An 18,903-nucleotide genomic window follows, 5' to 3' on the forward strand; every position below is an offset into this window, starting at 1 on the left:
ACGCGGAGAGGCGCGAAACGGTAAACCCCTCGCAAGAGATCGCAACCAATCGATGGGGGACCTGACATTCCCCGGAACCTCCGGTCCTGCCACCAGGTCCTCCTTCCGGTCAAGCTGACCGCGGAACCACGCCGGGCAGCACGATCCCCCTGCCGAACAGGAGAAATGCAATGCACGCCACGACGGCCATGCGCCGACACCGGTCTCACCTCATCGGCGCCGCACTCTCCACGACGTTGCTTCTCGGCGCACCCACGCCGGCCGCGGCGCATCCCGCCTCGACCGCCGATGCCGCCTGCCCCTTCTCCAGCGCGGTGTGCCTGTTTGAGGGCGAGAACTACACCGGTGCCCGGCTCACTCTCAGCTCGTGGCCGCCGGGGTCCGGAGCCTGCATCAGCCTGGTGGAACACAACTGGAACGGCCGCGCCCGCTCGGCATACAACACCAACCCGACAAGCGCCGCGCTGTTCATGAACGACGACTGCATCGGCGGACCGAATCAGCTGCCGCCCGGCGGAACGCCGTACCTCGACACCGCCACCCAGGCAAGCATCTGGGTGCCCTGACCCGAGTGCGACAGCGCCCACGGAGCTCCACGCCGCGCATTTACAGCCAACACCAGTCTCAGGATCGCCTTTACTACAACAGCGGCGACAAGCGGAAGCGCCACTGATACCACTATGGCGACACGGTCCGGTTCCGTTTCGCTAGAGCCTTCCTGAGTGCCTTTTCAGGTGCTTGTATCAGGCTTCGAAGCTTTTCGCAGGGAATCCCACGCCCTGTGGGGGGTGCTGTCATCACCCCTATAGACAGACCCTCCCTGTTCGTCGCCATCACGGGTTGCATGAGGCCGGAAATGCTCCCTGTCGCGACAACGAGAAGGTGCTCAATGTCTGACACCACCAGCCGGCGCCGGTTCCTGGCCGGGGCAGCCGCCGTAGCGGCAGCCCCCGCTGTGGCGGGCCTCGCCGGCCCCGCAGCAGCCGCGCAAGCAGCCGGCCGTCCCGCCGGCAACGGCGCTCCGGCGGGCGCCGCCACCACGCTGACCAGCCGCCGCCGACTGGGCCGGCTCAAGGTCTCCAGCATCGGTCTCGGCTGCCAGACCATGCCGGGCGCCCTGTACGGGCCGGTCAGCAGCCGCGCCGACATGGTCAAGATCATCCGCACGGCCGTCGACCAGGGCGTCACGTTTTTCGACACCGCCGAGGCCTACGGGCCGTTCGAGTCCGAGCGCATCGTCGGCGAAGCACTGCGCAAGGTCCGCGACGACGTGGTCATCGCGTCGAAGTTCGGCTGGAACATCGACCCGGACACCGGTCAGCAGCTTCCCGGCCTCAACAGCCAGCCCGCCCACATCAAACGGGCCGTGGACGGCATGCTCAAACGTCTCAGGACCGACCACATCGACCTGCTGTACCAGCACCGCGTCGATCCGGCGGTACCGATCGAGTACGTGGCCGACACGATCAAAGACCTGATCAAGGCCGGCAAGGTCCGGCACTGGGGCCTGTCCGAGCCGGGCCCGCAGACGGTACGCCGCGCACACGCCGTGCAGCCGCTCACCGCGATCCAGAACGAGTACAACCTGCTGTGGCGTGGCCCCGAGCAGCAAATCCTGCCGCTGTGCGAAGAACTCGGCATCGGATTCGTGTGCTGGGCGCCGCTGGCCTACGGCGTCACCACCAGCACGATCAACCCGTACACCCGCTTCGCCGAAGGCGACTTCCGGCCGATGGTGCCGCGCAACTCGCCGGAGAATCTCACCGCCAACATGGCGATCGTGAACCTGCTGTCACAGTGGGCAGTTCGCAAGGGCGCCACGCCGGCGCAACTGTCGCTGGCCTGGCTGCTGGCGCAGAAGCCGTGGATCGTGCCGATCCCGTCCGCCACCCGCACGTCGCACCTACTGGAAAACATCGGCACCGAGGAGTTCGCCTTCACCGCCGCCGAGCTGAGCGAGTTCACCACCGCCTTGAACGCGATCCCGGTCAGCGGCGAGCGCCTGCCGGCTTTCGTGCTCGCGCTGTCCGGCGTCGAAGCACCGCTGCCCTGACCGTGACGGGCCGGGAAGGGCCGCGATATCCGACCCGGCCCGTCCACGTGTGCCAAAGACTGAGACCAGGCAGCAGCACGACGTCGTGTCCACCGCGCCGCGTCGGCCCGCCCACCCCGTTGACACCAGCACAGGAGAACGGCACCACATGGCCACCGTCATCATCCTCGTCGTGGCGGGAGTCGCCTTCCTCGCCGCCTTCGTCGCACTGCACTGGTACGCATGGCGGCGCCTCGTGCGTGACACGACAACGCGTCGGAGTCCGCTGCGCCGCTTCGGAACCGCGGTCTTCATCGCCGGGCCGGTGCTCGGGCTGGCCGCGGTCCGCGACGACATGCCAGGCATCCCGTTCGCCTTCGAGGGCGTCATCGACTGGCCCGGCTTCATGTGGCTCGCCCTGTTCCTTTACACGGTCCTCGCCCTGGCCATCGGTGAACTCGTACGCCCACCGCTGCGCTGGTATCTGGCTCGTCGCGACACCTCCAGCCGCACCCCATCAGGGCCACCCGACCTACCACAGAAAGCCGCCACCGGATCCTCTGACCACCCGGCCCACGGCAGCCCCGTTGTAGTGGCCTCGCAGACCGGCGCTGAAGCCGGCACCGCCGAACCGGCATTGTCGGCGGCGATGTCACGCCGTATGTTCGTCTCACGCGTGGTCGGCGGCACCGCCGCCGCCGCGGCACTCGGCACCGTCGGTTACGGCACCTACGGCGTCATGCGCGGGCCGCAACTCAAGCGACTCTCCATTCCGCTGGCCAAGCTGCCCCGCAGCGCACACGGCTTCCGCATCGCCGTGGTCAGCGACATCCACCTCGGCCCCATCCTCGGCCGTCGCTTCACCCAGCGCGTCGTCGACACCATCAACAGCACCCAGCCCGACCTCATCGCCGTCGTCGGTGACCTGGTCGACGGCAGCGTCGACGAGCTGGCCGACGCCGTCGAACCGCTCACGCAGCTCCGAGCGCGCCACGGCAGCTACTTCGTCACCGGCAACCACGAATACTTCAACGACCCCGCCGACTGGATCACCAAGGTCCGTGACCTCGGCCTCGTCCCGCTGGAGAACGCACGCACCGAGATGCCCGGCTTCGACCTCGCCGGCGTCAACGACGTCATGGGGAAGCAGACCGCCAGGGCCCCGACTTCGCCAAGGCCCTCGGCGACCGCGACCGCACTCGCACAGCGGTCCTGCTCGCCCACCAGCCCGTCGTCATCGACGACGCCGTGACCCACGGCGTCGACCTGCAACTGTCCGGCCACACCCATGGCGGCCAGCTGTGGCCCGGCCCCCTGCTCGCCGGGCTGGCCAATCCCACCGTCGCCGGCCTCGAACGCTACGGCGACACCAAGCTCTACGTCAGCCGCGGCGCCGGCGTCTGGGGACCTCCGGTCCGAGTCGGCGCCCCCTCCGACATCACCGTCGTAGAACTGGCCTCTCCACAGGCTTGAGGATCCGATGTCACCCGTCTGACGAGCTACGGTCGGGGTCTTCGTCGACGACGCCCGATACGGCCAGTGTCTATACAACAATCATGTCGGGCATCGACATAGCCGGACAGGGGCGGACCATGCGCGAGGTAACCGAAGACTTGCATTGCGTAGGCCGATACAAATTCTGAGGACCTTAATATTTGGATCAGATCTGCGTGGCCGCGAAATACCGTCGAGGAGCGGTTGGCGGCGATCGTCGGCCACGTGTAATCGATCCGTGTGTAGTGGCGTCCAGCGGCAAGCCGCCGTAACCAGCCCCCGTTTACCCCTCGAAAACCCGTGCCAATTGTCGAAAACTACTAACGGGCGATGACAATCGAAATCTGCATCTCCGCAGCTCAGTGCTTATTTTCGGTAACCAATGACAAGAACAAGATCATCGCGATTTTGCACAAGGGGTCGCCGGTTCAAAGCCTGTCAGCCCGAGTATTAAGAGCGTTCGGCGATAGGTCCAAGATTCGGACAGGCGGGACCAGCAGGAAGCAAACAGGCAGAGTCCATTGATCATGCGCGTTCTCTACGCTTCGTGACCGATGGAGTCCCGTGCGGTCGAGCGGACGAACTCGTGGATGAACGGCTTCGACCAGATTCGCCAGGCCCTGAACAGCACGAATGACGTTCATATACGAGAATTTGATCCGTCCCCCGAAATCTCTGCCGCGACCCGGCCCCCATAGAGCTTTGGTTTGCCGATCGACACGTCAGGGGCAGCCCGCGGATCGGCGGCCCTCCTCACGGGCGAGTTCCAGCATCCGGGTCATCCGGCGGCGGCGCAGGCGGACCGCCGTGCGCAGAGCCAGCGCCAGCGCGACGACCGCAGCCGTCAGGACGAGCTGCGCCCACGGCAGTGCCCAGGTGGTCACCGTGACGGTCGTCGGGGCGGCGACGGTGCTGGTTCCTGTGGTGCCGAGGATCGACGGGGTCAGCGTGAGCGTGGTCTTCAGCCGGCCCACCGCCCACACTCCGCCGATCCGGACGTCTGTCGTGTGATTGCTGCCGGGCAGTAGTTCGCTCCCGGCGACGTCCCGGCCTCGGACGTGCGCGCCGAACAGTTCGGCGACCTCGGCCCGGCCGCGGGGCTCGACCCGGACGTTGCCGGTGTTGGCCGCCACGTACGTCACATGGATCGTGCCGGAGCGCAGCGGATTCCAGGAACGCTCGTAGCGGACCCCGACGTGATCAGCCGACAGGGCCGGGCGGAGCGCTCCGCCGGCGCGCAGCAGCACCCGGAATCCGACGCGACTCTCCAGCTGCACCGTGCCCGCGCCGCTGACGACCGACGCGGCGATACCCGCCGGGTGGTCGCCCGGGATGGCGTTTCGCGGCACGGTGATGGTGAACGGCACCACCTTCGTCTCGCTCGCCGCGACGGTCACCGTTTTCTGCACGGCGATCCAGGTCCCGCCGTCTTTGGACGGCTGGTCCGAGGCGAGCATGTTGAAGCGGCCCTTGTCCGTGAGGTACCCGTCGGCCGCACTGAGGGCGAAGACCGCGGAGGCGTCGCTGAGGTTGCGCACCGCCAGGTGCTCGGTGACCACCGCACCCGGATCCAGGTCGCGCTCGATCCAGCGACGGCCGTCCGGGCCGCCGACGGCGGCCGGCTGGACCGTCCAGGTGAGCGTGGCCCGGTTCGGCTCGGCGGTCGCCACGTCCGGGGTGAGGGGAATGGCGAGGGCCGCGACGAGGAGCGCGGTGAGCGCTCGGCGCGGGAGGTGGACCGTCACGATGGAGTCCTTCGACAGTGGAGGCTGGCGGGGGCCGTCGTGGCCCCCGCCGGATCGGATCACTCGAACAGGGAGATCGTCAGGGTCCCTCGGTACGAACCGGCGGCCACGTCCGCCGGGGTTCGCAGGTACAGGTCGGCGTTCACGGTGTACGAGTCGCCGACGACCTCCGCCGAGTCGTAGGTGGAGACCAGGAGTTCCTGGTCGGTCAGGCCGACGTTGTTGCCGGGCTGGGTCGGGTCGTCGATGACCGTCACCACCTCCTCGCCCTCGGTGACCTGGCCGCTGTCGCCGCCGTCGATCAGGCGCGGCTTCCAGCCGAGGTGACCGGCGCTGATCGAGGGCTGGCCTGCGGCGCCGGTGAACGGGCTCGAACTGCCCAGTACAGCCCAGCTCGCGCCGGCCGGCACCTCGTCCGCGGTGCGCGTGTCGGTGACGGTCACCGTCGGCAGGGTCCCGGTGAACTGCCGGACGAGGAGGTCCGAGCCGTTCTCCCGCAGGGTGACCGCGTTGCCGGCGATGCTGAGCGCGAGCACGCCCGGCTCCTCGATCTCAGGAATGTCGACGGTCACCTCGACGTCGGTCGAGTCGCCGGGCTCGGCCCGGACAGCCGACGGGAAGGCGGCCGCGACGACGGTGACCACCCCGACGACTATGGGGCGTAGGCGGTTGCGTGCGTTCATGTGTACTCCAGAAAGGGCAGGACGGGGACAGGAGGGTCAGCTGCCGCAGGTCTCGGCGGCGTAGTCGGCGTCGACGGTGGTGGTGGCTTCCTTGCCGCCGACGGTGGCGGTGGCCCTGACGGTCACCGAACCGGCCGGGACCGTTGCCGCCCGCACCGCGAACGACTGGAAGGCGGCGGCGCCGGGAGCGATGTCGGCGAAGGTCCGGTTGCCGTACCGGGTCTCCATGACGACGTCGACTGCCGAGTCGTGGTCGTTGAGCACCCGTACCGCGACGTACGCCTTGCCTGCGATGCACCGGGGCTGGGCGGTCACGGTGACGGGCACCTCGGCGGAGCGTTCGTGGTAGACCGCCGCCACGTCCGCCGCACTCAGGGTGGACGTGTACACGCGTACGTCGTCCATCAGACCGTCGAACGCCACGTCCGGGTAGCCGTTGCGACCCAGCCAGTTGTTCGTCGTCGGGCCGACCTCCGTCATCCCGACGGTCAGGTCGGTCCGGGTCGCGATCGCCTCGCCGTTGAGGTACAGCGTGCCGACCGAACCCTGCCGGGTGAAGGCCACGTGGTTCCACTCGCCGGCGACCACGTCCCGGACCGGAGTGGCGTAGATCCGCTCCTCCGGGCCGGTCTTGCCCTTGAAGGTGACCGCGAGTCCGGTGTTGCCGGCGGCCTGGGTCTGCATCTGGATCTGGTAGTAGCTCCCGGCGGCGGCGAGCCCGTCACCGATGTGGAACAGTCCGGTCCAGTTGCTCTTCGTGTCGGGGCGCACCCAGAACGCGGTGGTGAAGTTCGCCGCGCCCATCAGCAGGTTGTCCGGCAGGTCCACCGCGTTGGTGTTCGCGCCGCCCGGCAGGTTGACCGCCTTGCCGAGCACACCGTCGGTGGACCAGCCCGTGGACCCGGTCAGGACGGCAGCCCCGGCCCCGCCTCCGGTGCCGGTGTTGGCGGCGGTGGTACCCGCGCCCTCCTCGAACTCATACCGGACCGGAATACCGGTGGCCGTCGGCGGTGGGGCGTCGTCGCCCACGATCACCAGGTCGTCGACCGTCAGGCCGGCGTCGGCACCGGTAGCCTTCAGGCTGAGCTTCTGTGCAGCCGTCGCGGCCGTGAAGATGCCGACATACGTGCCGTAGGCGGCCGTCGAGGGCAGGGCTGTGGTGGCGGTGAGTGTGGTGTTCAGGTTCCCGATCGACAGGGTGGCCGTCGCCGCCCCGGTCCCGGCGGACCGGGCGTCACGTGCATAGCGCAACGAGATCCGGTACGTCCTGCCGGGGGTGAGATCGTTGACTGTACGTTCGATGCTGCCCGCGTTGCCCAGAGCGAGTTGGTAGCCGGTGAGGCCGAGACCACCCTGACCCGTGGCGGTGCCACGAACCAGCTGGACCGGGCTCTCGACTGTCCACGGCGACATCCGGTTGTTGCCGGCGGCGACGTCCACGGTGGCCGGTGCGGTGTTGGTGCGCCACTCGGCGGGCACCCGCGGGTACTCGAACTGGTCGACGACCCGCGGGTTGAGCTGGGTCATCTTGACGGCCGGGTCGATCTTGACGATCTTCGCGGCCGACGGGGTACCGGAGGCGTCCCAGACGAACAGCATGTACGACCCGGGCGGGGCGTAGTTGCCGTTGACCGGCGATGTGATGTCGACCGTGCTGCCGGACTGGCTGAACGCCAGGTCCTGGAAGTTCTGGTCGTTGTTGAAGCCGTGCGTCACCGAGCCGTTACGGACCAGCGTGACCCGGGAGACGGTACCGGTCGAGGTGACCTGGAAGTCGCCGTTGTAACCGATCTTCTCCGGCGCGGTGTTGATCACCGGGCGTGAAGCGGCGTTGTCGCCGTCGAACAGGTACCCGGGCGAGTAGTACTCGACGTCCGTGTAGTTGCGCGGGCCGGGCACGCCCCCGCCACCGATCATCACGCGGCCGTCGGGCAGGAGCAGCGCCGTGGAGTGGTAGAGCCGGGCATGCTCGTGCGGGATGGCGACCTCGGTCCAGTTGCCGGTGTCCGGGTCCCAGATCTCGGGGTTGGTGACGTATCCGTCGTTGCCGTTGTTCGACCGGCTACCACCGGTGACCAGCACCCTGCCGTCGGGCAGGAGTGTCGCGGTGGCCCAGTGTCGCTGGTATTTCATCGGACTCGTCGCCGCGACGACCGGGTCGGCGGTGCCGCCGGTGATGTCGACGGTGAAGGCGGCGCGGGCGCCGTCGGGGCCGCCGCCGTTGGCCCACCAGCCGCCACCGACCTGCAGGATCTTGCCGGGGCGGTACATGACGGCGGTGGACGTGGCGCCGACCGGGTTGCCGTCGGCGCCCTGGTTGGCGATGTCGCCCGGCAGGGTACCTCGTAGCACGATCTGGCCCGTGCCGCCGTTGCCGGCGGGGTTGAGCTCGTACATCTGGGTGCCGGTGATGTTGAACAGCGTTCCGGTCGTCGGGGCGACGAACGCCCGTGGGTACCACCAGCGGTTCTCGTCGGCGCCTGCGTGGTCGGAGCCGCCGTCACCGTACGCGGCGGTGCTCCTGGCGCCGGTGAGCAGCTTCCAGCCCGAGCCCGACTCCGGGGTGTAGACCTCGGGAGTGAGCACGCCGGGGCCACCCGGACCGCCGCGGAGGCTCCCGCCCTGCACGACGACGTCACCGTTGGGCATGGTGGTGCCGGTCGGGTACCAGCGGGGGATGTTCATGGGTGCTTCGTTCTGCAGCCCGTTGTTCGTGCTGTAGCTGGTGACACCGAGCGCGGCGTCGTTGGGGGCGTTGCCGCCCAGGCTGTCGTCGCCGCCGACCGTCATCGTGGAGTGGTCGTGCGGGCTCTGTACCTGCATGGAGCAGAACAGGTCGGTGTACGTGGTGTTCGGGATGATGCCTGCGCGTACGTTCGCCAAGGTTCGTGGCTGCGCGGGGTTCCAGATGTCGACCTCCATGTGGCCGCCCTGGGTGACCGAGCTGTTGCCGGTCCAGTCGTACGGTGTGGTGTCGTTGCCCCAGCCGCCGACGCTGCCGAACGACTGCACCCGGCCGTCGGAGGTCAGCGCCATGTTGATCGGGACCAGCGGCCACGGTGTGACACCGCTCCAGGCGCCGGCGGTGTCCTTGACCGGAGGCGAGCAGTCGGCGGCCAGCAGACCGGCGGCGTAGGCCAGGCCGTTCTTCATCTGGGCCCGCATGTACGCCTCGGAGTAGGCGCTGCCCTCGTGGCCCATCGAGGTGTACCAGGACCGGCCGGAGTCGATCTTCTGGCACCAGGTGACCGGGTGCGAGGAACCCTGCCGGCCCATGCCGTAGGAGGTCTCGTCGGCCTCGATCAGGGTGCGAACCCAGGGTGCCGGGTTGACCACCCAGTCGTACCACTCGTCGCTGCGGGTGATCGAGGCGGTCACGCCCTGGGTGAGCGGGTGGCCGGCGTCCTTGACCACCACGCGGCCGGGGCGGACGCCGGGGTTCTCCGGGTGGCCTTCGGAGACGGCGCCGACCAGGCGGGCGTAGAACGGGTTGACGTCGTGCTCGCTCTCGCCGACCGACCAGCCGGTGTAGTGCAGGCCCATGTAACCGCCGCCGGTGCGGATGTACGCCTCCAGCGCGGACCGCTGCGCGGCGTTGAACAGCACGCCGCCGGTCTGGGCGAAGACGACGGTGTCCTTGTCGGCCAGGTTGCTGGTGTTGAAGACGGAGGGGTCGTCGGTCTCCTGGATCTCCACCGGCTGCCCGTACTGCGTGCCGAGTTCGTTGACCAGGTCGCGCACGGCCTGCCGCGCCTGCACGTGAGAGGCATGGAAGTTGGGCTTATAGAACAGCAACACGTTGAGCCGGCCATCGGTGTCAGGGGCGGCGAGTGCTGTGGCGGGGAAGGTGACGGAGGCGGTCGTCGCGGCGACAAGCGCCAGCACGACAGAAGCTACGGCGGCCCGGCCAGACAAACCTCGAAACAACCTGGCTAAATCGGTAGATATGCGGAAGCGGGCAGACCTGTAGGGCGCTTTCATGGGAGATCCCTTGAGGTTCGGCGGACGTGATGGCGAGGCGGGCACCACCACGGAGGGCCTGAACGTAGGACACGCCATAAAGCACAGTCAAGAACTGCGTCCACATATGTGGATCAGATTTTCTGACGTCCGAGTATGAGAATCGAGTCCGAATTCTAAAGATATGCAGCTCGATGGACGCAAACGCGGCGCACCGGCCACCGTGGCTGGTTTGCACGACGGTGACCGGCGCGGGTGCGGGGAGTCCGGGTCAGGAGGCCAGGATCCGGGCCTTCTGCTGCTCGAACTCGGCTTCGGTGAGAACACCATGGGCCTTCAGCTCACCCAGCTGACGCAGCTGGTCCAGCTTCGCCGAGGTCGGGTCGGGCTGCTCCTCGGCCTCCTCACCGCCGGCGTAGTACTGCTGCTCGGCGTACTGCTGCTCGGCTTGCCGGGACCAGCGGCCGGCCTGCCGCCGCGAGACCCGGTTGGAGACCGCGGTCGCCGTCCCGGCGATCACCGCGGTCCGTGCGACACCACGAAGAAGACCCATCACCATCACCTTCCACTCGCGGCCGCAGCGATCTCGGCCTCCGCTTCGGTCTCATCAAGGGCGGCGATCAGCGCCTGTACGGGGATCCGCCCGCCCGCCACCAGATGAGCGCCGTTGCGCCGCAACCGGATGGCCAGCGGCGCCGCCCACGCGTTCTCGTAGACCAGCACCACCGCGGCCGACCCGCCTTCGAGGGACTTGCCGGCCTCGCGCATGTCGTCACCGCCGAGGATGCCCGACGCCGCGCCGTGGAAGACGCCGAGCCCGGCCAGCTCGACGTCCTTCGCGTCCAGGACCGTCACCGTCCCGTCGCGTTCCTTCCGGATGAACAGGATGTCCAGAATCCGGATGATTCCGCGATCCACCAGGTCCACCAGCAGCGGGAACGCGCTCCCGTTGAGACTCCCGTCGGGGAACTCCACACACAGGTAGTCGACCGGTCCCATCTCCTGCAACTCCATGCGCTCTCCCTAGGTCAGGGAAGTCGCCATGACACGGCTGTGCCACGGCGCTCCGGGGATGTGGGTGAGGGCCACGATGCTTCCGCTCGAGGCGGCCACCGGGCCGGCCAGGTCCTGAACCCAGCGATGTTCCAGCAGGACGGCGAGGGCGTCGGTCTGCGCGTCGACCATCCCCGCCACCTCGTCGATGTCCGATTCGGTGATCAGCCCGCTGGCCAGCCGGGCGATCTCGCGGTCGCCGCGCAGGCAGGGGAGCTCGCTCAGCTCCACCGTGCACGCGCCACCGGCCGAATCGGTGCGGATCACCAGCGCGTCGACGACACGCATCTCGCCCGCCACGGCCAACAGGGCGAGCGTCGTACGGACCCCCTCACCGAGCCGATCCGCGGGAAACGACAACACCATCAGTTCGAGCGGCCCCAATGCCATGTGACCAGCGTCCGTGCCGACGGCGGCCGGAACGTCATCCGCCGCGGATGAGTCTCGACGTGGTCCCCGGGGGTTCATCCGCACCGGATGAGGCTCCGAGCGGCCCGGTCCGGGAGCGTCGTTGACGAATCCGCCCAGGTTGGAGGAGTAATGACGAGCCAGCCCTTGGAGACCGCCCCCGGCCCCGTGGAGGACACCGCGTCACCGGTCGACGCGACGGCCGTACCGGATGAGGAAGTTGAACGCCTTAAAGCGGAAGTCGCCGCATTGCGCGAGCAGCTGGAGGTCGGGCGCCGGAGGCGGCCGAAGATCGTCGCGGTCCGTGGCGTGCTGGCCGCCGTGCTCGCCGCCTTGGCCGCGTTCGCGCTGGTCACCAGTGTGGTCGGGCTGTGGGCGGCGCGGACGACGTTGAACACCGACCGGTGGGTGGCCACGGTGGCGCCGCTGCCGCAGGATCCGCGGGTGAACGCGGCCGTGGCGCAGTATGCGACGACCGAGGTGTTCCAGGTGTTGAACGTGGAGCAGCGGCTGCGCGACGTGCTGCCGGCGCAGGCGGCGTTCGCGGCCGGGCCGATCGCCGGCCAGTTGCGCGAGCAGGTCCGCACCATGGTCGTCAAGATCATGGACAGCGACCGATTCCAGGCCATCTGGGTCGAGGTCAACCGGCGGGTCCACCAGCGGGTCCTCGCGGTCATCGAGGGCACCAGCACGGTCGTCACGGCCGATCAGGACAGCATCCGGATCGACCTGCTGCCCCTGATCAACCAGGTGTTGCGGGAGATCAGCGACCAGTTGCCGACGCTGTTCGGCAAACAGGTGTCGCTGCCCGACCTGAGCAGCGGCGCCATCCCGGAGAACCTGCGGCTGCGGGTCGAGGAGGCGGTCGGGGTCAGCCTTCCGGCGAACTTCGCTCAGTTCACCGTCTATGACTCGGGGCAGCTGTGGGAGGCGCAGCAGGCGCTGGCCGCGGCCAAACGGAATCTGGTGCTGTTCACCGCCGGCACGATCCTGCTGCTGATCGCCGCGTTCGTGGTGTCGCCGCGGCGCCGCCGGACGGCCGTCCAGTTCGGGCTCTGGCTGGTGGTGGCGTCGGTGGCGATCACCGCACTGCTGCGGGCGGTCCGCGGGCAGATCCTCGCCGAAGTGCCGGACGGTACCTACCGGGCCGGGGTGGACGCGGCCATGACCACCGTGTTCAGTCTGCTGCGTACCCGGGGCGAGCAGTTGATCTGGATCGGGGTCGCGATCGCGGCGCTGACCTACCTGGTCGGGCCGGGCCGGTTCCCGGTGTGGCTGCGGGGTGCGATCAAGCGTGGTGCGGTCGTGCTGTGGGGCTGGGCCGTGGTGGGGGTGCGGCAGGCGCCCGGCTTCATCACCGGGCACCTCGACGCGGTACGGGTCGGCGGGCTGATCGTCGCCGCGGTAATGGCCCTGATCCTGTCGTCGTGGACCGCGCTACTGGTGATCGCGGTTCTGCTGGCGGCCTACGAGATCGGGGTGACGCTGATTGCGCGCCGTCCGGACGCAGCGGCCGTGAACGCGGCGTAGTCGGCTTCGGTCTGGTCGGCGTACGCCTCGGCGAACGGCACCAGAGCCTTGTCGAAACGCTCACTGGAACCCAGATAGGCGGCGATCGCGATGCGGTCGCCGCCTCGGGCGTGGGCCCGGGCCAGCGTCCAGCCGCACAACCGGCCGTAGGTGAGCAGCCCCTCCGGATCCATCGACGCGAGGTCGGCGCCGCCCTTCCAGTCACGCAGCTGGCGTACGTAGAAGTCGCGGTGCTGCCCGTCGATGCCGTCGGCGCTGTGCCAGCCCAGGAAGATGTCGCTGGCCGCCTGCAGGATCCGCTGCCCGGAGACGACCCGACGGCCGTCGCTGTCCCAGTCCGGCACCGGCACCGCGCCGACCCGACCCTCCAGCACCGACGGGCCTGCCTCCTTGACCTGCAGCAGCAGCGGGTCGCCGTCGTCACGGCCGGTCAGCAGCACCACCCAGCAGCGGGTGCCGACACTGCCGACGCCGACCACCTTGCGCGCCAGGTCGACGAAGTCGAACGCGTCGAACAGGCGCCTCCGGTCGTCAGCGAGGCTCTGCCGGTAGCCCGCCAACAGCTCGCGGATCTGGTCCTCCAGCAGCTTGCGGGCCACCCCGGGCATCAGCTCGGCGATCGGCACCAGCAGCGGGGGGTCGCTGGCCAGCCGCCGACGGTCGCCGTCCAGGACGGTCAGCTTGTGGTATGCCTGCAGGCTGTTGCGGGTTCGGGCCTTCGCTCCGGCCGCGTCGATCCGCCGGCCGCGCTGCCCGCTCAGACGTTCGCGTAGCTCGTCGACGTCGGCGCGGGCGTACCAGACGTCCAGCTCGCGCATGCCGGCGAACTCGCGCATCGCCTCCCGGTAGTGGCGGGCCGCGGCCTGCACGACGGCGGCCCGCCGGCTGCGTTTGAAGCCGTTCTCCCGGCCGGCCAGGGCCAGGCTCGCGACCAGGCGTTTGACGTCCCACTCCCACGGGCCCGGATAGGACTCGTCGAAGTCGTTGAGGTCGAAGACCAGCCGGCGCTCGGGTGACGCGTAGACCCCGAAGTTGAGCAGGTGGGCGTCACCGCAGAGGCGACTGATCAGGCCGGTCGACGGGGCGGCCGCCAGGTCGTTGGCCATCGTCACGGCGGCGGCACGGTAGAACGCGAACGGCGACACGGCCATCCGCTCGTGCCGGATCGGTAGAAGCTCCGGAACCCGGTCGTCCTCCTGAGCACGCAGGAGAGCGACCGGGTCCGGGCGGTCGGCGGCCGGGGCGAACTCGGCGTGCCCGTCGAGGGGCGCCTGTTCGCGGGCCGCCTTCCCGGCCGCGGCGCGCGCGGCCGGGGTGCGGTCGATCGGTGGGGTCACGGGTTGCCGCCGCTGAACGTCTCGAGAAGGATCTCCTTCTCTCCCTCGGTCAGGTTGGTGGCGATCAGCTTCTTGTGCAGGCCGTGGAAGCGCTCACCGAGGCGGTCCAGGTCGCCGTGGTCGGTGACCAGGAACAGCGCCGACGTGCCCTCGGTGATCTCGGCGCGGATGATCTCCAGCTGATCCTTGTCGATGCCGGTGCCTTCGGTGGCCTTGACCAGGGCGCCGATGCCGGCACCGACCGCGGCCCCGGCGATCGGCACCAGGAACAGGCCACCGACGACGATGCCCCAGAAGGCGCCCCAGCCGGTGTACCGGTGACCCGACTCGTGCTCGTGGTGGGTCTCCGGCTTCGGGGCGCCGTGCGGCCAGCTGACGACCGCATAGTCCACGACCTTGACCAGGCCTTCTGACTCGGCCTGCTTGATGATGTAGGCGGCACGCTCCGCCCGCTCAACTTCGTCGAACTTCCATACCGTGAACGTCGTCATGAACGTCATCGTCGGCTGGGGCCGGGTCTGCCGCCTCATCCTCGGCGGGCGAGGGTGTCGCGCCGCCGAGCAGGCTGTTCACCCAGCGGGTGGAGGGGTCGATGTCGATCAGCAGGCCCTTGGCGAACAGGGTCAGCGGGATCGCCAGCAGCGCTCCCAGGGCGCCGAGCACCCAGCCCCAGAAGATCAGCGAGAGGAAGGTGACCGTCGCCGACAGGCCCACCTCGTCGCCGACGATCTTCGGCTGGATCACCGACTGGATGATGAAGTTGACGACGCAGTAGAGGGTGATCACCCACAGCATCAGTTCCGGCCCGCCCTCCAGTAGGCCGAGTAGGGCGGGCGGGATCACGCCGATGATGAAGCCGATGTTCGGGATGTAGTTGGTGATGAACGACAGCAGCCCCCACAGCAGCGGCAGTGGGATGCCCAGCCACCACAGCAGTGCGGTGTCGAACGCCGCCACGATCAGCCCGAAAACGGTCGTGATGAGCAGGTAGCGGCGGGTGCCGACGGCGAACGTGTGCAGTGCGGCGACCACCTGCGGCCGGTCGGTCACCGCGGTCGCCATCCGGGCCGGGAAGTGGACCGCGTCCAGGCACATGAACAGCAGGACGGCCAGCAGGAACAGTGAGTTGCCGAGAGCGCCGGCCAGTCCGCCGAACAGGGCTTCGACGAATCTGGCGAACGTGCCGGGTTCCAGGCCGGTCATCGCGGCCCGCATCTGCTCGACGTCGACGCCGAGTCCGCCGATCCCGGTGGCCACGTCGTCGCGGAGCTGCGCGAACTTGTCCTGGTACTCCGGCAGCAGGTCGATGAGCCGGCCCACCGACACCGCCAGGGCGCCGCCGAGGGCGAACAGGCCCAGGTAGACGGTGAGGATGGTGGCCGTCGCGGCCAGCCAGACCGGCGCACCGCGGCGGCGCAGCCAGCCCGTGAGCGGGCTGACCGTCACCGTCAACATCAGCGCAAGGAACACCGGCCCGACCAGCTCCGCTACAGCGCGCATCCCGCCTACGACGACGACCAGGCAGGCCGTGCCGAGCAGGACCAGCACACCGCGTGGGAGCGTGGCCGGGCCGGTTCCTTCGTCAGGCCTTGACCTCACGGCCGTGGGCGGTGAGGGCGTAGATGATCAGGACGTCCATGGCGATGACGATGACGGACCAGACCGGGTACGCCGGCAGGAACGCCAGGTTCACCAGGGCGCTCAGGCAGGCGACGATGACGCCGACCACCCGGGCCCACATCTGACCGGCCAGGATGCCGAGGCCGGTGAGCACCGCGATGCCACCCAGCAGCAGGTGGGTCCACCCGTAGGTGTCGAAGTCGACCGGCACCACGAGACCGCTCTTCGTGGTCAGGTAGAACTCGTCGCGGAACAGGGCGATCACACCTTCGACCGCCTGGAACGAGCCGAGCATCAGCAGCATGACGCCGGCGAACACCACCATCCCCACCCAGCCGGAGGGCTGCCGAGGGCTCGGCGGCACGTACGGGTCCTCGTAGGACTTCCGTGCCTCAGTGTCGGTCATGGTCTTCTCCCTAGTCAGGGGGTCGGTTGTAGCGGGTCGATCATGCGGCCGGGCGCTGGGCGGGCACGCCATCCGTGACGGATGAAACGCACACCACCTCGACCCCGGACCGGTCCAGCCGGGTCAGTAACCGCTCCAGATCGGCGTCGGAGAGGCGCCCGCGGATGGTGCTCTGGTGCGGCAGTGCCCGGCAGCGCAGGTCGCCGAGCGCCCGGCGGAGCAGTGGCCCGAGAAACCCCCGGACCCGGATCTCGTAGCGCTCGTGCATGGCGTCTCTCCTCTCGTCTGAGTCGAGACTCGCGGGCGGCCGGTCCGCATACCTCCTCCCACAGGGATGAGGACCATGAGGGGCCCGCCGTGGCTGACTTAGCGGGACTTCGAAGGGCACGGAAGGAGAAACGACATGGCAACACTGGTCGCCATCGGGTACCCCGACGAGACCACGGCCACGGCGGCCTCGCAGGAAGCGAATCGCCTGGCCAAGGACCTGATCATCCAGCCGGACGCGATCGCGGTGATCACCCGGGACCGCGAGGGCAAGTTCCGGGTCACCACCAACCATCACGCCGTGGCCGGCGGCACGACGTGGGGCATGTTCTGGGGTCTGCTGTTCGGGATGCTGTTCTTCATCCCGATCCTGGGCATGGCTGTCGGCGCGGGCCTCGGCGCGCTCACCGGCAAGCTCGCGAAGGGCGCGATCAACAAGGAGTTCCAGGAGCGGATTCGTGACGAGCTTCAGCCCGGCACGTCGGCGCTGTTCCTGGTCGTCGAGGCGGTCACGCCGGACAAGGCGGTCGAGGCGCTGAGCCAGTTCGGCGGCACCGTTCTCAAGTCGTCGCTGCCGAAGGAGACTGAGGCGGAGTTGCAGGAGGCCCTGCACGGCGGCGAGCAGAACTGACGTTCGGCGGTACGTCTGGACGCCGCCCGGGGCCACCGGGCGGCGTCCCTCGTTTCAGGAGGTCGGATGGAGATCGCCGGCACGCTGCGCGGGTACCGGCGGGAATGGCTGCCGCGGGACCTGGTGGCCGGTGTCGTGCTGACCACGTTGCTGGTGCCGCAGGGCATGGCGTACGCCGAGTTGGCCGGGCTGCCCGCGATCACCGGGCTGTACACGTCGGTGCTGTGCCTGGTGGCGTACGCGGTGTTCGGCCCGTCCCGGATCCTGGTCCTCGGGCCGGACTCGTCGCTGGGCCCGATGATCGCCGCGGTGCTGCTGCCGCTGGTGGTGGCCGACGGTGACCCGGCCAAGGCGGTGGCGCTGGCGTCGATGCTGGCTCTGATGGTCGGGGCGATGCTGACCGTGGCGGCGGTGGCCAAGCTCGGTTTCGTCGCCGATCTGCTGTCCCGGCCCACCCAGCTCGGATATGTGAACGGCCTGGCGTTGACCATCCTGATCGGGCAGCTGCCGAAACTGTTCGGTTTCTCCACCGACGGCGAGGGGCTGATCGGGGAGACCACCGCGTTCCTGCGTGGGGTCGCGGCGGGCGAGACGGTGCCGGCCGCGTTGGCGATCGGTGTCGGCGGTCTGGCCGTGATCCTGGTGCTGCGGCGGTGGGCGCCGAAGGTGCCGGGCATCCTGGTCGCGGTGCTCGGCGCGATCCTGGCGACGGTCTGGCTCGGCCTGGAGGAGCGGGGCGTGAGCGTGGTCGGGCCACTGCCGCAGGGCTTCCCGCCGTTCACCATCCCCAGCGTCGAGTGGTCGGAGCTGGGGTTGCTGGCCGCCGGCGCGCTCGGCATCACGCTGGTCTCGGTCACCGACACCATCTCGACGGCGTCCACCTTCGCCGCCCGGTCCGGGCAGGAGGTGCGCGGTAACCAGGAGATGATCGGCATCGGGGCGGCGAACCTGGCGGCCGGGCTGTTCCAGGGCTTCCCGGTCAGCACGAGCGGGTCACGGACCGCGGTGGCCGAGAGCGCGGGTGCGCGTACCCAGGTCACCGGGTTGGTCGGCGCGGGCGCCATCACGCTGCTGCTGGTCCTGGTGCCGGGGCTGTTCAAGGACCTGCCGCAGCCGATGCTGGCGGCGGTGGTGATCGCGGCGTCGCTGTCGCTGGCCGACGCGGCCGGGATGCGTCGGTTGTGGAAGCAGCGGCGGGTGGAGTTCGCGCTGGCGGTGGCGGCGTTCCTGGGAGTGGCGTTGTTCGGTGTGCTGCCCGGGATCGCGGTCGCGGTGGGCCTGTCGGTGCTGAACGTGTTCCGGCGGGCCTGGTGGCCGTACCACACCGTGTTGGGCCGGGCCGACGGTGTCGCCGGGTATCACGACGTGCGTTCCTACCCGGATGCCGAGCTGGTGCCGGGGCTGGTGCTGTTCCGCTTCGACGCGCCGCTGATCTTCGCGAACGCGCGGACGTTCCGCGACGAGGTCCGGCATCTGTCCCGGCTCGAGCCGGCCCCGGAGTGGATCGTGGTGGCCGCCGAGCCGATCACCGACATCGACACCACCGCCGCGGACATGTTGGAGGACCTCGACGAGGAGCTCAACGCCAAGGGGATCTCGCTGGTCTTCGCGGAGATGAAGGACCCGGTGCGGACGAAGATCGACAGGTACAAGCTGACCCGAACGATCGACCCGGAACACTTCTATCCCACGATCGAGGACGCGGTGGGCGCATTTCATCCGCGCCGGGGGACGTAG

General features: G+C 69.1%; 18 protein-coding genes. 7 read left to right on the top strand and 11 right to left on the bottom strand.

What is annotated here, in order from left to right; genetic code table 11:
• Positions 1-170: 170 nt before the first annotated feature.
• The 4 genes from Q0Z83_RS09710 to Q0Z83_RS09725 all read left to right on the top strand — a co-directional run bounded on the left by Q0Z83_RS09710 (position 171) and on the right by Q0Z83_RS09725 (position 3,505).
• A complete protein-coding gene (locus Q0Z83_RS09710; protein ID WP_317793508.1) occupies positions 171-566 on the top strand; it encodes a peptidase inhibitor family I36 protein in 396 nt (131 codons plus the stop codon).
• Positions 567-889: 323 nt separating this feature from the next.
• Positions 890-2,053 carry an aldo/keto reductase gene (locus Q0Z83_RS09715; protein ID WP_317793509.1) on the top strand — a complete coding sequence of 388 codons (1,164 nt, stop codon included), beginning with the start codon at positions 890-892 and terminating at the stop codon, positions 2,051-2,053.
• A 148-nt stretch (positions 2,054-2,201) separates the two neighbouring features.
• Entirely contained in the window at positions 2,202-3,284 is a 1,083-nt protein-coding gene (locus Q0Z83_RS09720; protein WP_317793510.1) for a metallophosphoesterase, read from the top strand.
• Entirely contained in the window at positions 3,281-3,505 is a 225-nt protein-coding gene (locus Q0Z83_RS09725; RefSeq protein ID WP_317793511.1) for a metallophosphoesterase family protein, read from the top strand. Before Q0Z83_RS09720 ends, Q0Z83_RS09725 begins: the two co-directional genes overlap by 4 nt.
• Positions 3,506-4,248: 743 nt before the next feature.
• Here Q0Z83_RS09725 and Q0Z83_RS09730 read toward each other — a convergent pair.
• The 6 genes from Q0Z83_RS09730 to Q0Z83_RS09755 all read right to left on the bottom strand — a co-directional run bounded on the left by Q0Z83_RS09730 (position 4,249) and on the right by Q0Z83_RS09755 (position 11,357).
• Positions 4,249-5,271 (bottom strand): hypothetical protein, encoded by a 1,023-nt coding sequence (locus tag Q0Z83_RS09730; RefSeq protein ID WP_317793512.1) that lies wholly within the window; start codon positions 5,269-5,271, stop codon positions 4,249-4,251.
• Between the two features lie 59 nt (positions 5,272-5,330).
• Positions 5,331-5,954, bottom strand: a complete 624-nt coding sequence (locus tag Q0Z83_RS09735) for a hypothetical protein (RefSeq protein WP_317793513.1) — start codon at positions 5,952-5,954, stop codon at positions 5,331-5,333.
• A 36-nt stretch (positions 5,955-5,990) separates the two neighbouring features.
• Positions 5,991-9,839: a ThuA domain-containing protein gene (locus tag Q0Z83_RS09740; protein ID WP_317793514.1), complete on the bottom strand. Its 3,849-nt coding sequence runs from the start codon at positions 9,837-9,839 to the stop codon at positions 5,991-5,993.
• 346 nt (positions 9,840-10,185) lie between these two features.
• Positions 10,186-10,467, bottom strand: coding sequence for an SHOCT domain-containing protein (locus tag Q0Z83_RS09745; RefSeq protein WP_317793515.1), 282 nt, complete (start codon positions 10,465-10,467; stop codon positions 10,186-10,188).
• Between the two features lie 5 nt (positions 10,468-10,472).
• The gene (locus Q0Z83_RS09750) at positions 10,473-10,928 is read right to left on the bottom strand and encodes a DUF6325 family protein (RefSeq protein WP_317793516.1); all 456 of its coding nucleotides are present in this window, start codon (positions 10,926-10,928) and stop codon (positions 10,473-10,475) included.
• A 9-nt stretch (positions 10,929-10,937) separates the two neighbouring features.
• Positions 10,938-11,357 (bottom strand): DUF6325 family protein, encoded by a 420-nt coding sequence (locus Q0Z83_RS09755; RefSeq protein ID WP_317793517.1) that lies wholly within the window; start codon positions 11,355-11,357, stop codon positions 10,938-10,940.
• Between the two features lie 150 nt (positions 11,358-11,507).
• On the opposite strand from Q0Z83_RS09755, the gene Q0Z83_RS09760 reads away from it, so the two are divergent.
• A complete protein-coding gene (locus tag Q0Z83_RS09760) occupies positions 11,508-12,905 on the top strand; it encodes a hypothetical protein (RefSeq protein WP_317793518.1) in 1,398 nt (465 codons plus the stop codon).
• Here the strand turns inward: Q0Z83_RS09760 and Q0Z83_RS09765 are convergent.
• The 5 genes from Q0Z83_RS09765 to Q0Z83_RS09785 are packed head-to-tail and all read right to left on the bottom strand — an operon-like array spanning position 12,842 to position 16,536.
• Positions 12,842-14,242 (bottom strand): DUF2252 domain-containing protein, encoded by a 1,401-nt coding sequence (locus tag Q0Z83_RS09765; protein WP_317793519.1) that lies wholly within the window; start codon positions 14,240-14,242, stop codon positions 12,842-12,844. The two genes, Q0Z83_RS09760 and Q0Z83_RS09765, sit on opposite strands and share 64 nt — an antisense overlap.
• Positions 14,239-14,733, bottom strand: a complete 495-nt coding sequence (locus Q0Z83_RS09770) for a DUF1269 domain-containing protein (RefSeq protein ID WP_317793520.1) — start codon at positions 14,731-14,733, stop codon at positions 14,239-14,241. Before Q0Z83_RS09770 ends, Q0Z83_RS09765 begins: the two co-directional genes overlap by 4 nt.
• Entirely contained in the window at positions 14,696-15,841 is a 1,146-nt protein-coding gene (locus Q0Z83_RS09775; protein WP_317793521.1) for an AI-2E family transporter, read from the bottom strand. The genes Q0Z83_RS09770 and Q0Z83_RS09775 overlap by 38 nt, the downstream gene beginning before the upstream one ends.
• Positions 15,825-16,268, bottom strand: a complete 444-nt coding sequence (locus Q0Z83_RS09780; RefSeq protein WP_317793522.1) for a DUF7144 family membrane protein — start codon at positions 16,266-16,268, stop codon at positions 15,825-15,827. Before Q0Z83_RS09780 ends, Q0Z83_RS09775 begins: the two co-directional genes overlap by 17 nt.
• A 40-nt stretch (positions 16,269-16,308) precedes the next feature.
• Positions 16,309-16,536, bottom strand: coding sequence for a hypothetical protein (locus Q0Z83_RS09785; protein ID WP_317793523.1), 228 nt, complete (start codon positions 16,534-16,536; stop codon positions 16,309-16,311).
• Positions 16,537-16,671: 135 nt separating this feature from the next.
• Here Q0Z83_RS09785 and Q0Z83_RS09790 point away from each other — a divergent pair, with 135 nt between their 5' ends.
• The gene (locus Q0Z83_RS09790; RefSeq protein ID WP_317793524.1) at positions 16,672-17,166 is read left to right on the top strand and encodes a DUF1269 domain-containing protein; all 495 of its coding nucleotides are present in this window, start codon (positions 16,672-16,674) and stop codon (positions 17,164-17,166) included.
• A 66-nt stretch (positions 17,167-17,232) separates the two neighbouring features.
• A complete protein-coding gene (locus Q0Z83_RS09795; protein ID WP_317793525.1) occupies positions 17,233-18,903 on the top strand; it encodes a SulP family inorganic anion transporter in 1,671 nt (556 codons plus the stop codon).

The organism is Actinoplanes sichuanensis, assembly GCF_033097365.1.
GTDB classification, from domain to species: Bacteria; Actinomycetota; Actinomycetes; order Mycobacteriales; family Micromonosporaceae; genus Actinoplanes; species Actinoplanes sichuanensis.